This is a genomic window from Leucobacter fengyongliangi (genome assembly GCF_052386045.1).
On sequence record NZ_CM126356.1, the window covers coordinates 2,510,167 to 2,529,007 of the forward strand.

An 18,841-nucleotide genomic window follows, 5' to 3' on the forward strand; every position below is an offset into this window, starting at 1 on the left:
GCGCGAGTGGATCGCGTACACGCCCGGTTCCAGACCGACTACGCGCCGGCGAGCGCCCGGGTGTCGTCGTCGACCCAGTCAAGCGATCGCTCGACCGCCTTGTTCCAGAGGCGCAGGAGGCGCTCGCGATCCACCGTGTCCATCCTTGGCAACCAGCGACGCCCCTCGCGCACCAGCGCACTGAGCTCGTGTTTACCCGCCCACACGCCCGTGGCGAGGCCGGCGGCGAAGGCGGCACCCAGCGCGGTGGTCTCGAGCACCTGGGGGCGCACCACGTCAATACCGAGCATGTCGGCCTGAAACTGCATCATCATGTCGCTGGCGGATCCGCCGCCGTCGACCTTCAACTCGGTCAGGGCGACACCCGTGTCTGCCGCCGCCGCGTCGATCACCTCGACGGTCTGGTACGCGCAGGCCTCGCTCGCCGCGCGCACCAGGTGCGCCCGCGTCACGAAGCGGGTAAGCCCAACGATCACGCCGCGGGCATCGGGTTGCCAGCGTGGAGCGAACAACCCCGAGAACGCGGGCACGATGAACGCCCCACCCGCGTTGGGCACGCTCGCCGCCAGCCCCTCGATCTCGGTGCTGTCGCGCAGCACGCCGAGGTTGTCGCGCAGCCAGTGGTGCAGCGAACCCGCCACCGCGACCGAGCCCTCGAGCGCGTAGGTGGGGGCCTCGTCGCCGAGGCGATACGCCACGGTGGTGAGGAGCCCGTTGCGCGAGCGCACCGGCTGCTCCCCCGTATTCACGATCAAGAACCCGCCGGTACCGAAGGTGTGCTTGGCATCGCCCGTGGCGAACGCCGCTTGCCCGAAGGTCGCCGCCTGCTGGTCGCCCAGGATTCCCGCGATCGGCACACCTTCAAGCCCGGGCACGCCGCGGACCTCGCCAAGCACCTGCGACGACGAGACGATCTTCGGCAGCATCTCCCGCGGAATGCCGAAGGTATCGAGGGCTTCCTGGCTCCAGTCGAGGGTCTCAAGATCGCACAGCAGGGTGCGGCTGGCGTTGGTCACATCGGTGATGTGGATCCCGCCGCCCGTCGCACCACCCGTGAGGTTGTAGACGAGCCACGAGTCGATCGTGCCGAAGCGCAGCTCGCCGCGCGCCGCGCGCTCGGCGACACCCGGCACCTCGTCGAGCAGCCAGCGCACTTTGCTCGCCGAGAAGTAGCTCGCGAGCGGCAGCCCGGTGATCTGCCGCAGGCGCTCGGTGCCGAGCGGATGGTCGGCGGCGAGCGCATCGATGATCGGCTGCGTGCGAGTGTCTTGCCACACGATCGCGTCGGCGACGGGTGTTCCGGTTGCGGCATCCCACACGACCGTCGTCTCGCGCTGGTTGGTGATGCCCAGGCCGGCGATGCGATCCGCCCCGATGCGGGCCGCCGAAAGCGCCTCGCGCAGCAGCGCCTGTGTGGTGTGCCAAATCTCGGTTGCGTCGTGGCCGACCCAGCCGGCCCGCTCGAATATCTGGCGGTGTTCGCGCTGCGCGGTCGCGACCTCGCGCGCCTCGCGGTCGAACACGATTACCCGGGTGGAAGTGGTGCCCTGATCGATCGCCACGATGTGGTCTCGCGTCGCTGCTGCCATGCATCGAAGCCTAGCGGCCGCCTCCGCGGTTCGAGGTTCCCGCGACCTCATCGCGGGTAGGGCGCAAGTGGCTGCTTCCGGACAACGGAAGCAGCCACTTGCGCCCAACCTGATTGGAGACGGGGTCGGCGAGGCCGGGGGCGGGGGTCTCGCGAGCGCAGTAAACTGGCGCCCATGGCCGAAACCCTGCGCGTCGCCTCCGTCAATGTGAATGGCATCCGTGCCGCCTTCCGCAAGGGCATGGGGGACTGGCTCGATGCCCGCGACGTCGACGTGCTCGCGATGCAAGAGGTGCGCGCCGACGACACCCACCTCGAGCAGCTCCTCGGCGAGGGCTGGCACCTCCTGCACGACCCGTGCGACATCAAGGGCCGCGCGGGTGTCGCGATCGCGAGCCGCGTGCCCGCGACCGGGTATCGCAAGCGCCTCGGCGCGGAGGACGCGCAGGAGACCATCCAGTCGTCTGGCCGCTGGCTCGAGGCCGACTTCGACCTCGGGGGCACGCCTGTCACCGTCGTCAGCACCTACGTGCACTCGGGCGAGGTCGACACTCCCCGCCAGGAAGCGAAGTGGGCGTTCCTCGATGCCATGGGCGAGCGCATGCGCCAGCTCCAGGCAGCCTGCGAGTACGTCGCGATCCTCGGCGACCTGAACGTCGGCCACCGCGAGCTCGACATTAAGAACTGGAAGGGCAACGTGAAGCGGGCGGGCTTCCTGCCGCGCGAGCGGGCCTACTTCGACCGCTTCTTCGGCGTCGCGGGCGAGAGCGTCGTGGGCGTTGACGGGAGCGCGGGCGAGGGTCTGGGCTGGGTCGACATCGGTCGCCGATGGCATGGTGAGGTGCCCGGCCCCTACACCTGGTGGTCGAACCGCGGGCAGGCCTTCGACAACGATTCGGGCTGGCGCATCGACTACCACGTGGTCACACCGCCCCTCGCCGAGCGCGTCGCACACTATGCGATCGACCGCGCCCCCTCCTACGACACCCGCTGGAGCGACCACGCCCCCGTCGTGGTCGATTACCGCGCCTAAATCTTTCACCCGGTGGATCGCCTGGCGATCCACCCCCACACCGTGAGCGGCAGTGCCGCCAGAAAGCCTGAACACCATGAGCGAGAACACCAAGCCCGTTATTTTCTCAGGGATGCAGCCCTCGAGTGATTCACTGCACCTCGGCAACTACATCGGCGCGCTCACGCAGTGGGTCGACATGCAGGAGAGCTTCGATGCGTTCTTCTGCGTCGTGAACCTGCACGCCATTACGGTGCCGCAGGATCCGGCAGACCTCGTTGAGCGCACCCGCTCGACCGCGGCACAGTACATCGCGGCCGGCATCGACCCCGCGAAGTCGACCCTGTTCGTGCAGTCACACGTGCCCGCGCACGCCGAGCTGGCGTGGGTGCTGAACACGCTCACTGGGTTTGGTGAGGCGAGCCGCATGACGCAGTTCAAAGACAAGTCGCAGCGCTACGGCGCAGACACCGCCTCGGTGGGGCTGTTCACCTACCCGATTCTGATGGCCGCCGACATCCTGCTGTATCAGGCCGATGCCGTGCCCGTGGGCGAGGATCAGCGCCAGCACGTCGAGCTGACCCGCGACCTTGCGACCCGCTTCAACAGCCGGTTTGGGGCAACGTTCACCGTGCCCGAGGCGCAGATCCAGAAGGACACCGCAAAGATCTACGACCTGCAGGAGCCGACCTCGAAGATGTCGAAGTCCGCCGAGAGCGAGGCGGGCCTCATCAAGGTGCTGGATCCCGCCAATGTCACGAAGAAGAAGATCATGCGGGCGGTGACCGACGACGACGGCGAGATCCGCTACGACCGCGCGGCGAAGCCCGGGGTGTCGAACCTGCTGACGATCTTCGCGGTGTTGACCGGGCGTTCGATTGAGTCACTCGAGCGCGAGTTCGACGGGCGCGGGTATGGAGACCTGAAGAAGTCGCTGGTCGAGGTGGTCGAGGAGACCTTCGCCCCCGTGCGCGCCCGCACCGCGGAGCTGCTCGACGACCGCGCCGAGCTCGACCGCCTGCTCGCGGGAGCCGCGGATCGCGCGAACGAGGTCGCGAGCCGCACCCTCGCCACGGTCTACGAGCGGATCGGGTTGCTGCACCGGTAGCCCCCCGCCGAGGGGTCGCAATCCCACCACCCGCACGCGAATGGTGGTGGAATTGCGCCTCCTCGATGCGCCCAGGTCGGGCGCGAAGGTGGACTCCCTCCATAGAATGACCACATGACTGAGAGCGCAGCCGCCCGCACCAACACACCCGCTCCTGCAGCACCCTCCAGGGTCGGCCGCCTCGCGCGGGTCGCGCTGCGCGTGCCATTCGCCGCGCTCCTCGTTCTCGCGATCCTCGCGATCGCGATCGCGACTGGATCGCTCCTCTCGCCCGCCGCGGCCATGCCCTGGTTCGAGCGGATCGCAACCGGCCTCCCCGCCTTCGCGGAGGGGCGCTGGTTCACGGTCGCGACCTCTCCCTTCGTGCTCAGCCCGCCGATCGCGCTGCTGCTCATCGCACCCGTGCTCATCGGCGGCGTGGGTTGGGCCGAATGGCGTTTTGGCACCCTCCGCACCGTGGGCCTCTTCGCCGCGGGCCACCTGGTGGGCGTGTTCGGCGCGGCCGGCGTACTGCTGCTCGTCGCCCCGAGCGGCTGGCCATGGGCGGTGCGCCTGTCTGAGGCGCTCGACGTGGGGCCCTCGGCTGGCGCCTTCGCCTGCCTCGCGTTCGTGCTCGCCACGCTGCCCTCGCCCTGGCGCCTGCGCACCCGCTTCGCGCTCGGCGTGTGGGCGGCGATTGAGGTGCTCTACATGGGTCAACTCGCGAATCTCGAGCACGCCATCGCCATCACGGCGGGCCTCGTCGCGAGCGGGTGGCTGCCCGCATTCCGCCACCCGGCCGGCCGCCCCAGCACTCGAGAGTGGCGCGTGATGTCATTCGCGTTCTTGCTGGCCATCGGGGTGGTGCAGGTGATCGACCTCGCGATCCCCTACGACGGGCCGCTCGGCGAGCACTTCCCCGTCGCAAACGCGCTCGACGTCGCGCTCGACGTGATCTTCATCGCGCTCATCGCGAACGGCATTCGGCTCGGGCTTCGCTGGGCGTGGATCATCACCATCGCCGTCGCCGCCTTCAACGCGCTCTCTGTCGTCGTCGGCCTCGCGCTCGTTCCCTCACTGATCGACTCGGGCACGATCGAGAGCCCCATCGAGGCGCTGAGTCTCGTGCTCCCCGAGGGCCTCCTCTGGCTCGCCCTCCTGGTGGTGCTGGTGTTCGCGCGTGGGGCATTCCGCGTACCGCTGCGCGCGAGTCGGCGTGCCCTCACCGCCGACGGGCTGAGCCGGACCGCAGCACTTGACCGGCTCCGAACCTTGGGCGGCGGCACCATCTCGTGGATGATCGGGTGGGCGCCCAACCGCTACCTGCCCGTGGGCGACGGCCCCACGAACGGCGCGGGATCCACTGGGGTCGTCGCGTACCAGGCCTACGCGGGTGTCGCGATCGGGCTCGGCGATCCGGTCGTTTCGCACGGCGGCCACGCCGAGGCGCTCGCCGCGTTCGCACAGGCCTCCGAGCGGGCCGGCCTGATCCCGTGCGTGTTCTCGGCGGGTCGCGAGGCCGCCGAGGCGAGGCCCGCGGGCTGGCGCGCGGTGATCGTTGCCGAAGACACGATTGTGGATCTGCCCGGCCTCGAACTGACCGGCAAACGCTGGCAGCCGGTGCGCACCTCGGTGAACCGGGCCGCGCGCGAGGGGATCAAGTTTCGCATGTGCCAGCTCGCCGACGAGCCCTTCGGGGTACGCGCGCAGGTGCGGGCAATTTCCGAGCAGTGGACGGGCGACAAGGGGCTGCCCGAGATGCGCTTCACGCTCGGCACGGTGGATGAGGCGATGGATCCGGAGACCCGCGTCGGGCTCGCCGTCGATGCCGACGGCAACCTCCACGGAATCACCTCGTGGCTGCCGGTCTACGGGGGCGGCGGGGAGATCCACGGTTGGACACTCGATCTCATGCGTCGACGCGACGGGGGCTTCGGCCCGGTGATGGAGTTTCTCATCGCCTCCTCTGCCCTGCATTTCGCGGAGGCGGGCTACCAGTTCGTGTCGCTCTCGGGGGCACCACTCGTGCGGCCCGAGGATGCCGAGGCGGGGCCGGTGGATCGCGTGCTGGACGGCCTAGGTGCGCTCATCGAGCCGCTGTATGGTTTCAGGTCGTTGCACCGTTTCAAGCAGAAATTCAACCCACGCGCCGAGCCGCTGCACCTGCTCTTCCGTGACGAGGGCGATCTGCCGCGCATCGCGGTCGCGTTGACGCGCGCATACCTGCCCGACGCATCCCTCCGCGACCTCGTGGCCTCGGCCGCTGCGAGCGTGCCCGCAGCCGAGGCCGCACCCTCGGGCGGGTCACAGTGACTGAGGGGCCGGCTGCGCGCCGCGCCAGCGCGGCATCTCGAGTCAATGCGTTTTGGTTCCTCAGCGGCGAGATCGTGGGGTGGATCGCGCAGATCGCCCTGCTGTGGGTCGGAGCCCGCTACGTACTCATCGACGACGGGGACGAGATCGACGAGACGCTGCGGCTCTTCGGTTGGTGTCTGATCGGCACGGGCTACCTCGCCTTCACTGCGGCCTGGATGCACCTCAGCGTCAGGTTCAGTGACCACGACCATCCGCTGTTTCGTCGCCTGGCAGGGTTTCCGCTGCTGCGCTGGTTCTCGCTCATCGTGACGTTCGCGTCGAGCGCGGTCGGGCTGACTGCCGCACTCACCCTCATTCTCGTGCGCGACGACCCCGACCACCTCGCGATCTACGAACTCGCGGCGGTGTGGACGATGCTCGTTTCGTGGGCGCTGTTTCACTGGGGATATGCGCGGGTGTACCACGGCAAGTACCTGCGCGCCGCCGGCCAGCCACCGCTCGTCTTTCCTGGAACCGATGAGCCCCGCCTTGCCGACTTCGTCTACTTTTCCTTCTCCAACGGCACTTCCTTCTCGGTCAGCGACGTGATGGTCACCACCACCAAGATGCGGTGGACCGTGGTCTGGCACAGCGCATTCAGCTTCTTCTTCAACGCGCTCATCATCGTGCTCAGCATGAACACGATCGCCGGCGGGTTGCAGGGGTCTGGGATCGAGCTCCTGGGGTAGACCGAACCCTCTGAATGGATCGCGCGGAACACTGCAGTTGGCAGCCGTTTACGCGATCCATTCCATTGGGTGAGTCTACGTACCAGCCTTGTGACGCTTACCCAAGTACGTTGACAAGCCCACCGCTGCGAGTAACGCGAGACCGTTGAATACATTTGATGCCCAGCCGCTTGCTCCCGAGAGCGTGAGGCCGCTGACCGATATGGACACGAACACCGCGCCAATGATGGTGCCCACGACGTTGAAAAAACCCGGGCGGATCGCGGTCGCTCCCAAAAATACCGCTGCGAGCGCCGGAAATAGCAAGGAGTTGCCGTCAGAGGCTGTGCCACTGCCCGTCCGCGCAAGTGCTATCACTCCGGCTAGACCTGCAATCGTGCCTGCAACGATGAAGCTCCACCAGACATTCTTCGTTACGGGAAGACCGACGAGCTTCGCCGCGGTTGCGTTCGAGCCGATGGCATACAGCGAACGACCAAAGGGTGTGTGGGTAAAGAAGTACCAGGCAACTGCCGCGACTGCGAGTGTAATGAAGAACACCGCAGGGATACCGAAGAGGCGAGACGAACCGAATCGAATAAGGGCCGGATCAACACCACTAATGATCGATTGGCCTCCCGTATACCAAATCATCAACCCCGAGATAAACATCGCCATGCCAAGTGTCGTGACAAACGGACTCATGCCGAGCCTAGTCACGAAGAACCCGTTGATCACACCGACGGCCATTCCAGCCACGATGCAAATAATGATCACCAGCCACAATGGAAGTCCTGCTCTGGCCATGAGCCCAGCGCACAGCACTTGACTCATTGCCGCGGTCGCGCCCAAGGAGAAGTCAAAGTAGCCGCAAATGAGCGGAAACAAAGCCGCAACGGCCACCAGAGCGATTACCGCCTGGCTGCCGAGGATGACGTTCACGTTGTTAATGGTGGGGAAAGCATTCGAGGACTGCGGGAAAAATGCGAAGAACGCGAAGACAAGTACCGTGAGGACGGGAAGCGCGTAGGCCTCGAGCAGTTTCAGCCAGGGCGACTGTCGCGGCAAAGCGATAGAGACCGTATTGGTCGTCGGTGGCGTGGATGTTTGGGTCATTGCGGCGTCTCCGTTGTCGCGTCGTGAATGGTCTTTTCTCGCAGTACGAGGCTGGTGAGCTCGTCAACGCCAAGATCACCGGCGATGACTTCATCTGAAATCTTTCCGCGACTGAGCACCAGAGCTCGGTCGCAGAGTGCGTGTATTTCGCTGAGATCGCTTGAAGCGACGATCACCGTGCAACCGTCTGCTGCCGCGCGTCGAATGATGTCGTAGATGTCGGCGCGACTCATCACGTCCACGCCCTGTGTGGGTTCATCGAGAAGGAGAAGCTTCGGATTCCGATGCATCCATCGCGAGATCACGACCTTCTGTTGGTTTCCTCCGGACATCGACGAGAATAGTGCGTCAGGGCCAGCTACCTTTACGCCAAAGGACTCGATCAACTCGCCCGCGATGCGACGTTCTCTCCCCCTCGGCATTGCACCTGCGACCCAATTCTCTGAGTAGGTCGCGACCGCCACGTTCTCGGATACAGACATGTCAGGGAACGCTGCTTCAGCTCCCCGATCTTCAGGTACCAGCGCGACACCAGCTGCCATCGCCTCACCGATGTTACGCGGCGCAAACGTAGCCCCAGAGAACATCATGCTGCCGCTCTCCGGCCGGTGTTCCCCAAAGATCATTTTAAGCACGCTGGATCGGCCCGACCCAACCAAACCCGTGATCCCGAGGATTTCACCCCGATGAGCCGTGAAGTCAATGCCACGTATGGGCCCGCCGCGCAATCCCGCAACAGAGAAGACAGGCTCCCCTTGCACGTTCGCGGCGTGCCCCGTCGGTCGGAGGGCTTTCACAAGACCACCCGCCATAATTTCTACGAGTTCGTCCTCCGTCGGCACGCGATCCACAATCGTCCCTGCGACTCGTCCGTCTCGGTACACCGTGAAGTCGTCAGCAACTGCGAGCACTTCACGCAGACGGTGACTCACGATGATGACGGTCTGGCCCATCTCTGAGCGTCGACGCACCCGCTCGAGCAACAGCTCTGACTCGTGCGCCGCGAGCCGCGCAGTTGGTTCGTCAAGCACCAGCACTCGATCAGTTGCCTCGTTCTGATCCTGCAGTGCTCGAGCAATCGCAACCATGGTCTGGTCTGAAGGTCGTAGGTCGCGGATCGGAGTTTGTGGATGATGGGCAATCTCATACTGTTCCAGCAATCTGGCGACCTGCGAGCGAAGTCCGCGCCAATCGATGCCTCCCGCACGACGCGGGTATCCGTTGTCGAGGGCGAAGTTCTCTTCTATCGACAGGTTTTCGAAGAGCCCAAGATCCTGATGCACGAATCGCAGACCTGCATCTTGAGCAGTCGCAGGAGAGTAATCGTTCAGATTAAATTGCTTGCCAAAGACTTCAAGTTCACCCTGGTCGGCCTTGTACACGCCAGCGAGAATCTTGATTGTGGTGCTTTTGCCGGAGCCATTCCCGCCGAGTAAAGCGTGAACCGTGCCGGGGCGCACATCTAGCGAGACATTGTTGAGTGCGCGAGTACCGGCGAAGCTCTTATTCAGGTGAGCGATTCTGAGGGCCCGAGCCCCCACTTGGGGCGATGGACCGTGGCCTGTCGCCCCAAGTGGAGTGTGTGAATCGTTGGTCACTTACTTGCCCCAGGATTCGAGGAACTTTGAACGGAAATCGATGGATCCTTCGTATCCGCCGGTTTCAGGCATGTTGTTATCGGCATCGATCACCTGGATCGACTGCCCAATGTAGGCGGCCTCCTGACCGTTGCGGATGCGGATAGCGGTGTCGATCGAGCCCCAGGCCTCCCACGAGGTTCCCAGAGCAACAGTTGCCGTGATGCCCGGTTGTCCGTTTCGTATCATGTCGAGAGCTCCCTCACTACCGAAGGCACCAATGACCGTCAGCTGATCCGCCATGCCCGACTGCTCGATCGCCGTCGCGAGGCCGGTGACCAGGTACCCGTCGGTCGGCACGATGAGCGTGTTTGCATCTGGGTTCGCGAGCAGCGCGCTCGTGACCTTCTGCAGGTAGGAATTGTCGGCGGTCTCAGGATCAGAGATATCAACCACTTCGAGAACATCGCCACCTCCGAGTTCGCCGAGCTGGGTTTCGAAGCTCTCAGTGATCCACGGACCCCACACGTTGGTCGTGCTGTTGATCACGACCGCCTTCACGTCACCGTCATTCTTGCCATACGCATAATCGGCCATCAGCTCACCGAAGGTGTAGAAGAACGGCGGCATGTCGGGCAGCCACAGTCGCTCGGAATCCCACACCTTTGGATCGCAGTCATCGACGCCACCGCCACCGATGATGGTGACTCCAGCGGCCGCCGCTTCCTGGAAGGCGGCAGCCGCGGCACCGCAGCCGATACCCACAGGCACGAGAACATCTGCGCCGCCGGCAATGGCCTGGCGGATCGCAGTTGCAAAGCCTTCGGGGTTAAGCTTTCCATCGACGAGGTTGGCATTCCAGCCCGCGGCTTCAGCAGCCTCGATCATGGCCGCAGCCGGAGCCGCACACGTCGGGTTCTGCTCACCGCATGACATCACGTAGAACGTCAGGTCTTCTTCGACCTCTGTCGCTTCGAGATCACTCAAGTCGGATCCGACACCCTCGAACGCGCGATCGAGCGCCTCCTGCGCCGAGGCACTAATCGAGTTGTTACTGCCGGAATCCTCCGCGCCAGTCGAATCGTCGGTACCGCTGCTGCAGCTGGTGAGAGCGAGAGCGGCGAGCAGCATCGCTGAAATCGATGCCACGGCCTTAGTCTTCATCACAACTTGCCTCCTGTTATCGACGACAGCGCTGCGATCGGTTCGGCCGCGCTGCCGTATGGCTCCGGTGCGGGAGCCGTGCCATTAGTCAAGACGCTCACGCCCCACCTTGACCAGCATGGCACGACGATGGAAGCCATCGACGCAACGCATGTGTGGCAACACCGCCATTCATAGATGCCTGCCATTTCGTTCGCGGGTATGCCCGCATCTGCCACGCCGGTTAGCTTGGGTGGCATGACGATGACGCAACCGACCGCCGCCGAGCTCTTCTCGCTCGACGGAACCGTGGCTCTCGTGACCGGGGCGACCTCGGGTCTGGGTTTGGCGAGCGCCGAGCTCTTGGCCTCGGCCGGTGCGCGAACGGTGCTCAGCGGGCTCGCGGGCGAACGACCGGCCGAGGTCGCCGCGACGATCGCGGCACGCGGGCTGCCGATCGAGGGAGCCGTCTGCGACGTGACGTCGCTCGAAGAGCTGACGAGCCTCGTCGAGACCACGTTGGACCGATACGGCCGCATCGATACCGTCTTCTGCAACGCCGGCGCGGCGCTCGACACCGGCCCGCACACGACCAGCACCGACGAGCAGCTCGACCGGATGATCGATATCCACGTGCGCAGCGTGATCCGCCTCGCGAATCTCACGATCCCGCAGATGGCGCAGCGCGGCAGCGGCTCGTTCATCATCATGTCGAGCCTGTCGGGAGTGCGCGGCAACTCGCACATCGGCCTGTACGGTGTCACCAAGGCGGCGAACGCTCAGCTCGCGCGCAACCTCGCCGTGCAGTGGGGGGCGACCGGTGTGCGGGTCAACGCCATCTCCCCGGGTGTGATCGCGACCGAGTTCGCGAAACCGATCACGGAGGGCGCCGGCCGCGACGAGCGTCTGCGCAAGACCCCGATGCGCAGGTTCGGCGAACCGTCGCACGTCGCCGGCACGGTGCTCTATCTCGCTTCCGCAGCCGGGGGGTTCACCACCGGTCAGAACCTCATCGTCGACGGCGGAACCGTGGTGAGCGACTGACAGTGGATCGCGTCCCCGCACAGGGGCTCGCGCTCATGCAGCGCCGTCGCACGTCGATCTCAGGCGTCGGCGCCCTCCGCGTCGACTCCCTCCGCGTCGGCGGTCTCGAACTCGACGCGCTCCGCGGTCTTGCGCAGAATGCCGACCAGCCAGCGCAGCGCCGGGTCATCGTTCTTCGACGGGTGCCAGTGCACCGCTTCCACCAGCGTGCGATGACTCAGCGGCGTCTTCGCGACCGTGAGCCCGAGACGGGCCGAGAAGATCTCCGCGACGCGGGCCGGCACAAAGCCGTACATCTCCGTTCCCTCGATCATGTACGGAACGGGCAGGAAGCCGGGCACCTGCATCGCGACGCGCGGAGTCACCCCCGCTTCCACGAGCGCGTCGTTCGCCACCATGATGACGTCTTCGGAGAAGGTGACGTCGATGTAGGGCATCGCGGCGAGGTCTTCGAGCGTGAACTCATCGTCTTTCAATCGGGGGTGGTCGGCGCTCACCAGGCAGACGAAGGTATCGGAGAACAGCGACTGGCGCTTCCCCGGCACCCCGCGGTTCGCCGATGCGACCACGACGTCTTTGCGCAGCAGATCGACCGGATCGACCTCGACCAGCGAGTCGAATTCCACCGAGGCGTTCGGCGCCTCCTCGGCGAGCACCCGCAGCAGCGGCGCCGTCATCACCGAGAGCGCGTAATCCGATGCGGCGATGCGGAACTGCCGATCGCTGGTGAGCGGATCGAACATGGGCCTCAGATTGAAGGTGCGGCCCACCTGGTTCACGGCTTCGCGAACGAACGGCTGAAGCTTTCTCGCGCGCTCGGTCAGTTCGAAGCTGCGGCCGGACCGTACGAGCAGGGGGTCGCCGATGATCGTGCGCAGCTTGGCGACCGAGCTGCTGACCGCGGGCTGGGTCATGCCGATCGCCTCGCCCGCCCGAGTGAGGTTGCGCTCTTCGAGCACAGCGTCGAGCACCACGATGAGGTTGATGTCGATGCCCCGTAGTTCGTCCATACTGGCGATCCCGCTTCCCTGCGTATCGTCTCCAGCATAGCCGGGCTCCAGGGCCTGGCTCGGGCGGGCAGGGATCACAGGCGGTCGGGCCCGTAGGTGCGGCGGGCGGGCGGCGCGGTATGGCCCGGGCTCGCCTGCTCCACGATGCGGTTCTCGATCGTGCCGAGCCCTTGAACCGTCATCGTGACGACATCGCCGACCTGCAGCGGCGGGATCACGAGCTCGCCGCCGGCGCGCGCCCAGCGCTCGGACAGTGCGCCCTGCGAGGCGGTGCCGGTCGCGAGCACGTCGCCCGCACCGACCCATGCGTCGCGCGAGGCGTGCACGAGCATCTCTTCGAACGACCACGACATGTTGCGCAGGTTGTCGGTGCCGACGACCTCGCCATTGATCGCAACCGACATGTCGAGCGCGTACCGATCGCCTTCCCGGTACTGCTCGAGCTCGTCGGGGGTCGTGATCCACGGCCCGAGCGTGTTCGCGAAGTCCTTGCCCTTCGAGGGCCCGAGACCGACGCTCATCTCGCGCCCCTGAACGTCTCGTGCGCTCCAGTCGTTGAGCAGGCAGAAGCCGGCGATGTGCTCGTGGGCCTCTTCGATGGGCACGTCGCGCACGGTGTGCTTGACGATCATTGCGACTTCGAGCTCGAAGTCGAGCTTCTGCGTGAACGGCGGCATGGGTATGTCGGCGCCGCTCGGCACCACCGACCACGGGTTCATGAACAGGAACTGGGGGGCCTCGTACCATGCGGGCGGCACGCTGCCGTCGCCTCCCTCGGTCTTCTTCATGCCCGCGATGTGCGCTTCGAACACGAGGAAGTCGCGCATCGCGCGGGGCTGCACCGGCACGGCGAGCCGTGCATTCTCGATCGGCAGCTTCTGCATGCGCCCGGCGCGCAGGTCGAGATCGCGACGCACCTGCTCGTCGGCGTTCAACAGGTCGAGGATCTCGGGATCGCCCGGAATGTCTTGCAGCCTGCCGTGCTGCACCCGCCCGGTGTGGACGATGCCGTTCGACTCGACGTAGCGCGCGTACTGCGCCATCTTAGAAGTCCAGGGTCTCGTAGAAGTCGCGCTGACGGGTCTCGAGCGCCGGGATCGCCTGGCCGAGCGCCCACTGCTCGAAGTGCGGGTAGGTGCCGTGCTTCTTGAACGCGTCTTCGTCGGTGTAGACCTCGAAGATGCGGAACACGTTCGGTTCCTCGGGGCTCTGGTAGGCCTGGTAGTAGAGGTTTCCGGGCTCCTCGCGCGAGGCGGGCGAGAGCTTCTCGAGGGCCGCGCGAACGGTCTCCTCCTCACCGGCGTTGGCGATCCAGGTGGCGCTGCAAACGAAAGCCATTTCGGGTTCCTTTCTCTGACTTCTTCGTCGGGTTGTTCCCGGCATCTCACACGCTACGACCGTAGCCGGGTTCCGACTACCGACCGGGAGCGATGGTTCCTATCGCCGCGATCGCCGGTCAGCGGCTGCGGGCGCGCGAGCGCGCACGCGCCGGCGGGATCTCCGGCACCTCCACCGTCGCACCGACGGCGCCGCTCAGCTCGCCGATGCGTTCGATGCGAAGCGTCACCGTGTCGCCCTCGCGCAGCGGCGCGGGTGTGCGCGAGCCGTTGCGGCCCCAGAGCTCTCCGAGGCAGCCGCCATTGCCGGCCGTTCCCGACCCGAGCACGTCTCCGGGCACGACCCGCGAGTTCCGCGATGCGTAGGCGACGAGTTCGCCGAACGGCCAGCCCATGTTCGAGAAGAGGTCGTGGCCGACCAGTTCTCCGTTGATCAGAGCTTCGAGCTCGAGCGGCAGGAACCCCTCTTCGTCGACGAGGTCGTCGAACTCGTCTGCCGTGACGATCCAGGGGCCGAGCGTGGTGCCGAAGTCCTTCCCCTTGGCCGGGCCGAGACGCACCTGCATCTCGCGCGACTGCACGTCGCGAGCAGACCAGTCGTTCATGATGGTGTACCCGAAGATCGCCGCGGCGCCCTCGGCAGGGCTGAGGTTCGCTCCGCCGCGCGGTGCGGCGCCGATGACCGCGGCGACCTCGAGCTCGAAGTCGAGCGCCTCGGTCTGAGGCGGCGTGACGCTGTCGCCGGGACCGAGCACTGAATGAGGATTCGTGAAGTAGAAGGTCGGGTACTGATACCAGGCCTCCGGCACTCCGCCCTTGCCGTCGACCGACACGGCGACCCCCTCGACGTGCTCCTCGAAGGCGACGAAGTCCCGAATCGAAGCCGGTACGAGCGGGGCGAGCAGCCGCACCGTCTCGACGGAGGGCTCTTCCCCTTCCGAGGAGGCGATGACGCGCCTGCCGAGCGCGAGTGCCGCATCCAGCCCTGAGGCCAGCAGCGATGCGACCGTGATGCCCTCGGGAAAGGCGACGACCCTGCCGTCGTGCACGAGCCCCTCGTGCACGACGCCGCGGTGCTCCCAGCGTGCGATACGCATATCTCCGCCTACTCCTCGATCAGGGCGACGGCGCGGGTCCATCCGGCCGAGGCGCCGCGCACCTTGGCCGGGAAGCATGCGACGGTGAAGCCGGAATCCGGCAGCGCATCGAGGCCCTGCAGCTTCTCGATCTGACAGTAGCCGACATCGGCACCGGCCTTGTGCCCCTCCCACACGATCGACGGATCGCCGGTCTCCTCGAAGAGCTGCCGGTTGATGCTGACCGGCAGGTCCCAGCCCCACGCGTCGGTACCGACGACTCTGACGCCCTTGCCGGTCAGGTGCAGGGTCGCCTCGCGGCCGAAGCCGATGCCGGTGTCGATGTAATCGTCGCGCCCGTAGGCGGCCGAGGCGACGGTGTGCATGAGCACGATGTCGAAGGGCTGCAGCTCGTAGCCGATCTTCTCCAGCGCCTCATCGATGTCGGCGGGCGCGACCAGGTGACCGTTCGGCAGGTGCCGCAGATCGAGTTTCACCCCGGGCCTGAAGAACCAGTCGAGCGGCACCTCGTCGATCGTCCAGGCGCGCTCGCCGCCGTTCATGGTGGGGTGGTAGTGCCACGGCGCATCCACATGCGTGCCCGCGTGCGTCGTGATCGTGACGGTTTCGGCCGCGAGCCCCTGGCCATCGGGCAACTGCTCGGGCTCGATCCCGTACATCGCGTACATATCTTTCAGCCCGTCGATGTGATCCTTGTACTCGATCTTCGGCCGCAAGAACGGTGGATCGACGGGGATGACATCGTCGAGTGGCATCGAGAGGTCGATGAATCGCATAGGGGCTCCTTCGCTCGGTGCCTCTATCCTTCGCGTTCGGCGGCGGCGGCGACACCCGCTCCCGCAGATGCATGCCATCTGCCGTTCAGAGATCTGGCGGCGTACGCGAGGGCGATCCACGAACCGACCACGGTCGCGGTCACCACGAACGCGTAGGGGCCGGCACTGCGATCGCCCGCCACGCCGACGAGCGGTGCCGCAATACCGGCGAACACGAACTGCAGGGCCCCCATCACCGCGAGCGCCGTCCCGGCGAGGTGCCCGAGCTCGAGCAGAGCGAGCGAGGTGGCGGCGCCGAAGACGAATCCCATGCTGCCGCCGACGAGCAGCATCGAGGCGATCATGGTGAACGCGTTCACCGCGTCTGCCGCGACCGCGTAGAGCGCTACTAGGGCGCCGAGTGAGGCGATGGTCAGGCCGATCGAGATGAGCCTCGTGGGCTCGACCCTGAGAGCGAGTTTCGCAGCGATCGCGCTCGCGATCATCAGGCCGACGCCATCGGCCGCGAGCACGAGCGAGAACATGGCGGGGCTGAACCCCAGCATCGTCTGCAGGATGAACGGCGACGCCGAGACGTAGGCGAACACCGAAGCGAACCCCAAGCCGGCGATGAGGGAGGAGGCGACGAAGAGGCGGGAGCGGATCACCGCGGCGAGGCTGCCGACGAAGCTGCGCACCGAGGTCGCCGCGCGCCTCTCGGGCGGCAGCGTCTCGGGCAGGCCGAAGAGCGTCAGCGCGAGCGTGACCAGCGCGAGCAGCGCGAATGCCCAGAAGATCGACCGCCACCCGGTGAAGGTCAGCAGTTGCGCGCCGCCGACGGCGGCGACGATCGGTGCGACGCCGACGACCGCGCCCCACAGCGAGTACGCGCGCGTGAGCGGGCCACGGCTCAGCCGGTCGGAGAGCACCGCCCGCCCGAGGGCGAGGCCCGCGGCGCTCGTCAGCCCGAGCAGGCCGCACGCGAGGATGAGCACAGGAAGCGAGGTCGAGACCGCGCCCAGAACAGAGGCGAGCACCATACCGACCCCGCCCGCGAGCAGCAGACCGCGTCGCCCCAGCGCGTCGGAGAGCGTACCGAGCAGGAGCTGCCCGATCGCCACGCCGAACGTCGCTGCCGTGATGGTCAGCTGCACCCGGTCGGCACCGGCTCCGAACTCGGCGGCGAGCGCCGGCAGTGCCGGCAGCATCCCGTCGCTCGTGAACGGCCCCATCAGCGTGAGCGCGAGCACCGCGGCGATCATGCCTCCCGGCAGCGCGGCGTTCATCGCCGGCGCGCTCGGCGCGCTCAGGCGTTTCGGCGACATGAGTCAACTTCCTCTTTTTCTTCTGCGGGCCCGCAACCGGGTGCTTCGCAGAGCTGTGGCTAGCCGAGCACCGAGCCGCCGCCATCAACGACCAGGTTGACGCCCGTGATCCACGACGCATCGTCGGAGGCGAGGAACAGCGCGGCGTTCACGATGTCGTCCGGGCGCCCCACACGACGCATCGGGATGCGATCCCAGGTCTCCTTCAGCGGCTGCGGGGGGTCGTTGACGAGGAACGCGGTGGCCTCGGTCTCGATGAATCCGGGCGAGATGCACACCGCGCGAATGCCGAACGGCCCGCCCTCGACGGCGAGCTGCTGCGTGAGATTGATCACGCCGCCCTTCGCCGCACCGTGCACGTTCTGCGGAATGAACTCGACGCCGCGGATGCCCGCGATCGAGCCGATGTTGATGATTACGCCGCGGGAGGCCTTCAGGTGCGGCCACGCGTAGTGCACGGCGTAGAAGACGAGATTGAGCTCGAGGTTGATGTTCTTCTGCCAATCCTCGATCGGCATCTCGTCGATCGTGCGGAACGGTGCCTGCCAGCCAGCATTGTTGTAGAGGACGTCGACCGCCCCGTACGTCTCGACGGCGTCGTCGATCCACTGCGACACCTGCTGCGGGTCGCCCGCGTCGACCGTGAACCCGGAGATCTCGCCGCCCTCAGCCCTGATCTCTGCCACCACCCCGTCGAGCGCGGCGGCATGCAGGTCGCACCCGACGACCTTTGCGCCCTCTTCCGCGAATCGCTTCGCGGCCTGCTTGCCCATGCCCGCGCCGATACCACTGATGAGCACGACCTTGCCGTCATAACGTCCCATAATTCTCCTCCTCGAGTGCTTCCATCGTGCCGGGCAGCGCTGCCTTGAGCTCAGCTGATCGGGCTATGCCTGGTATCTGCTGCCGGCGTTCAACTCAGATGCGGCCCTCGCCGCCGTCGACGAGCAACGTCTGACCGGTCATGAAGCCGATGTCGTCCGAGACGGCGAACGAGACCACCGCCGCGATGTCGTCCGGCAGACCCGTGCGGGGGATCGCCTGGCGCGAGCGCACGGCGGCGAAATGCGCCTCGGGCACGTCCACCAGCGCGTGCTCGGTAGCGGTCAGCCCCGGAGCCACCGCGTTGACGGTGATGCCCAGCGGGCCGAGCTCCGTGGCGAGCGCCCGCACCATGCCGGTCAGCGCACCCTTGCTCGCGACGTAGTGAGTCATCTGCGGCGGCGGCGTGAACTGACTCGATGAGGTGATCATCACGATGCGCCCCCACCCCGCCGCGCGCAGGTCTGGCAATGCCGCCTGCACGAGGTGGAACGCCCCGTCGACGTTGATGCGGAACGTGCGCTGCCACTCGAGCGCGTCGAGCTGCTCGAACGGCGCGATCACCTGGTAGGCGGCGCAGTGCACCACGACCAGGGCCTGGCCGAGTTCGTCACGCACCCGGTCGACGGCGCCCGCCACCGCGGCAGGGTCGCCGAGGTCGCAGGGCACGTCGGCGATTCCGGCCCGCGGCCGCTCGGGCTGCAGAATGTCGAGGCTCGCCACCCGCATCCCGTCGGCGACCAGGCGTTCGGCGATGGCCGCGCCGATGCCGCGGGCGCCGCCCGTCACGATGGCAACGCGGGGCGCGCGCGCTCGATCTACCTCGTTCATTTCTACCTCGTTCATTTGCCCTCTCCTTCGAGTACTGGGAATCTGCGGTGCACGGGTCGGCCATCCGGGCCGGC

The 18,841-nt window shown here is 66.4% G+C and carries 17 protein-coding genes; 5 read left to right on the top strand and 12 right to left on the bottom strand.

Going from position 1 to position 18,841, the window contains the following annotated elements:
- Window positions 1-38: 38 nt before the first annotated feature.
- Window positions 39-1,589: a glycerol kinase GlpK gene (gene glpK / locus ACTNFK_RS11840; RefSeq protein WP_435936578.1), complete on the bottom strand. Its 1,551-nt coding sequence runs from the start codon at window positions 1,587-1,589 to the stop codon at window positions 39-41.
- A gap of 174 nt (window positions 1,590-1,763) precedes the next feature.
- Here glpK and ACTNFK_RS11845 point away from each other — a divergent pair, with 174 nt between their 5' ends.
- The 4 genes from ACTNFK_RS11845 to ACTNFK_RS11860 all read left to right on the top strand — a co-directional run bounded on the left by ACTNFK_RS11845 (window position 1,764) and on the right by ACTNFK_RS11860 (window position 6,731).
- The gene (locus ACTNFK_RS11845; protein WP_435936579.1) at window positions 1,764-2,621 is read left to right on the top strand and encodes an exodeoxyribonuclease III; all 858 of its coding nucleotides are present in this window, start codon (window positions 1,764-1,766) and stop codon (window positions 2,619-2,621) included.
- 76 nt (window positions 2,622-2,697) lie between these two features.
- Window positions 2,698-3,708 (top strand): tryptophan--tRNA ligase, encoded by a 1,011-nt coding sequence (gene trpS, locus ACTNFK_RS11850; protein ID WP_435936580.1) that lies wholly within the window; start codon window positions 2,698-2,700, stop codon window positions 3,706-3,708.
- A 114-nt stretch (window positions 3,709-3,822) separates the two neighbouring features.
- Window positions 3,823-6,000 carry a bifunctional lysylphosphatidylglycerol flippase/synthetase MprF gene (locus ACTNFK_RS11855; protein ID WP_435936581.1) on the top strand — a complete coding sequence of 726 codons (2,178 nt, stop codon included), beginning with the start codon at window positions 3,823-3,825 and terminating at the stop codon, window positions 5,998-6,000.
- Window positions 5,997-6,731: a DUF1345 domain-containing protein gene (locus ACTNFK_RS11860; RefSeq protein ID WP_435936582.1), complete on the top strand. Its 735-nt coding sequence runs from the start codon at window positions 5,997-5,999 to the stop codon at window positions 6,729-6,731. Before ACTNFK_RS11855 ends, ACTNFK_RS11860 begins: the two co-directional genes overlap by 4 nt.
- Window positions 6,732-6,806: 75 nt before the next feature.
- Here ACTNFK_RS11860 and ACTNFK_RS11865 read toward each other — a convergent pair whose 3' ends face one another.
- The 3 genes from ACTNFK_RS11865 to ACTNFK_RS11875 are packed head-to-tail and all read right to left on the bottom strand — an operon-like array spanning window position 6,807 to window position 10,552.
- Complete coding sequence (locus tag ACTNFK_RS11865) at window positions 6,807-7,826, bottom strand: ABC transporter permease (protein ID WP_435936583.1); 1,020 nt, start codon at window positions 7,824-7,826, stop codon at window positions 6,807-6,809.
- Window positions 7,823-9,424: a sugar ABC transporter ATP-binding protein gene (locus ACTNFK_RS11870; protein WP_435936584.1), complete on the bottom strand. Its 1,602-nt coding sequence runs from the start codon at window positions 9,422-9,424 to the stop codon at window positions 7,823-7,825. The genes ACTNFK_RS11865 and ACTNFK_RS11870 overlap by 4 nt, the downstream gene beginning before the upstream one ends.
- Entirely contained in the window at window positions 9,425-10,552 is a 1,128-nt protein-coding gene (locus tag ACTNFK_RS11875; protein WP_435936585.1) for a sugar ABC transporter substrate-binding protein, read from the bottom strand.
- A 252-nt stretch (window positions 10,553-10,804) separates the two neighbouring features.
- On the opposite strand from ACTNFK_RS11875, the gene ACTNFK_RS11880 reads away from it, so the two are divergent.
- Window positions 10,805-11,590 carry an SDR family NAD(P)-dependent oxidoreductase gene (locus ACTNFK_RS11880; protein ID WP_435936586.1) on the top strand — a complete coding sequence of 262 codons (786 nt, stop codon included), beginning with the start codon at window positions 10,805-10,807 and terminating at the stop codon, window positions 11,588-11,590.
- Window positions 11,591-11,649: 59 nt separating this feature from the next.
- On the opposite strand, the gene ACTNFK_RS11885 is transcribed toward ACTNFK_RS11880, so the two are convergent.
- The 8 genes from ACTNFK_RS11885 to ACTNFK_RS11920 all read right to left on the bottom strand — a co-directional run bounded on the left by ACTNFK_RS11885 (window position 11,650) and on the right by ACTNFK_RS11920 (window position 18,782).
- Complete coding sequence (locus tag ACTNFK_RS11885; RefSeq protein WP_435936587.1) at window positions 11,650-12,678, bottom strand: LysR family transcriptional regulator; 1,029 nt, start codon at window positions 12,676-12,678, stop codon at window positions 11,650-11,652.
- Window positions 12,675-13,643, bottom strand: a complete 969-nt coding sequence (locus tag ACTNFK_RS11890) for a fumarylacetoacetate hydrolase family protein (RefSeq protein ID WP_435936588.1) — start codon at window positions 13,641-13,643, stop codon at window positions 12,675-12,677. Before ACTNFK_RS11890 ends, ACTNFK_RS11885 begins: the two co-directional genes overlap by 4 nt.
- A 1-nt stretch (window position 13,644) precedes the next feature.
- The gene (locus ACTNFK_RS11895) at window positions 13,645-13,938 is read right to left on the bottom strand and encodes a putative quinol monooxygenase (protein WP_435936589.1); all 294 of its coding nucleotides are present in this window, start codon (window positions 13,936-13,938) and stop codon (window positions 13,645-13,647) included.
- Window positions 13,939-14,056: 118 nt separating this feature from the next.
- Window positions 14,057-15,034 (bottom strand): fumarylacetoacetate hydrolase family protein, encoded by a 978-nt coding sequence (locus ACTNFK_RS11900; protein ID WP_435936590.1) that lies wholly within the window; start codon window positions 15,032-15,034, stop codon window positions 14,057-14,059.
- An 8-nt stretch (window positions 15,035-15,042) separates the two neighbouring features.
- On the bottom strand, window positions 15,043-15,810 hold the full coding sequence (locus ACTNFK_RS11905; protein WP_435936591.1) for a cyclase family protein: 768 nt from the start codon (window positions 15,808-15,810) through the stop codon (window positions 15,043-15,045).
- Window positions 15,811-15,833: 23 nt separating this feature from the next.
- Entirely contained in the window at window positions 15,834-17,114 is a 1,281-nt protein-coding gene (locus ACTNFK_RS11910) for a Bcr/CflA family efflux MFS transporter (RefSeq protein ID WP_435936592.1), read from the bottom strand.
- 59 nt (window positions 17,115-17,173) lie between these two features.
- Entirely contained in the window at window positions 17,174-17,938 is a 765-nt protein-coding gene (locus ACTNFK_RS11915) for an SDR family NAD(P)-dependent oxidoreductase (RefSeq protein ID WP_435936593.1), read from the bottom strand.
- A 94-nt stretch (window positions 17,939-18,032) separates the two neighbouring features.
- Complete coding sequence (locus ACTNFK_RS11920; protein WP_435936594.1) at window positions 18,033-18,782, bottom strand: SDR family NAD(P)-dependent oxidoreductase; 750 nt, start codon at window positions 18,780-18,782, stop codon at window positions 18,033-18,035.
- Between the last annotated feature and the right edge of the window lie 59 nt (window positions 18,783-18,841).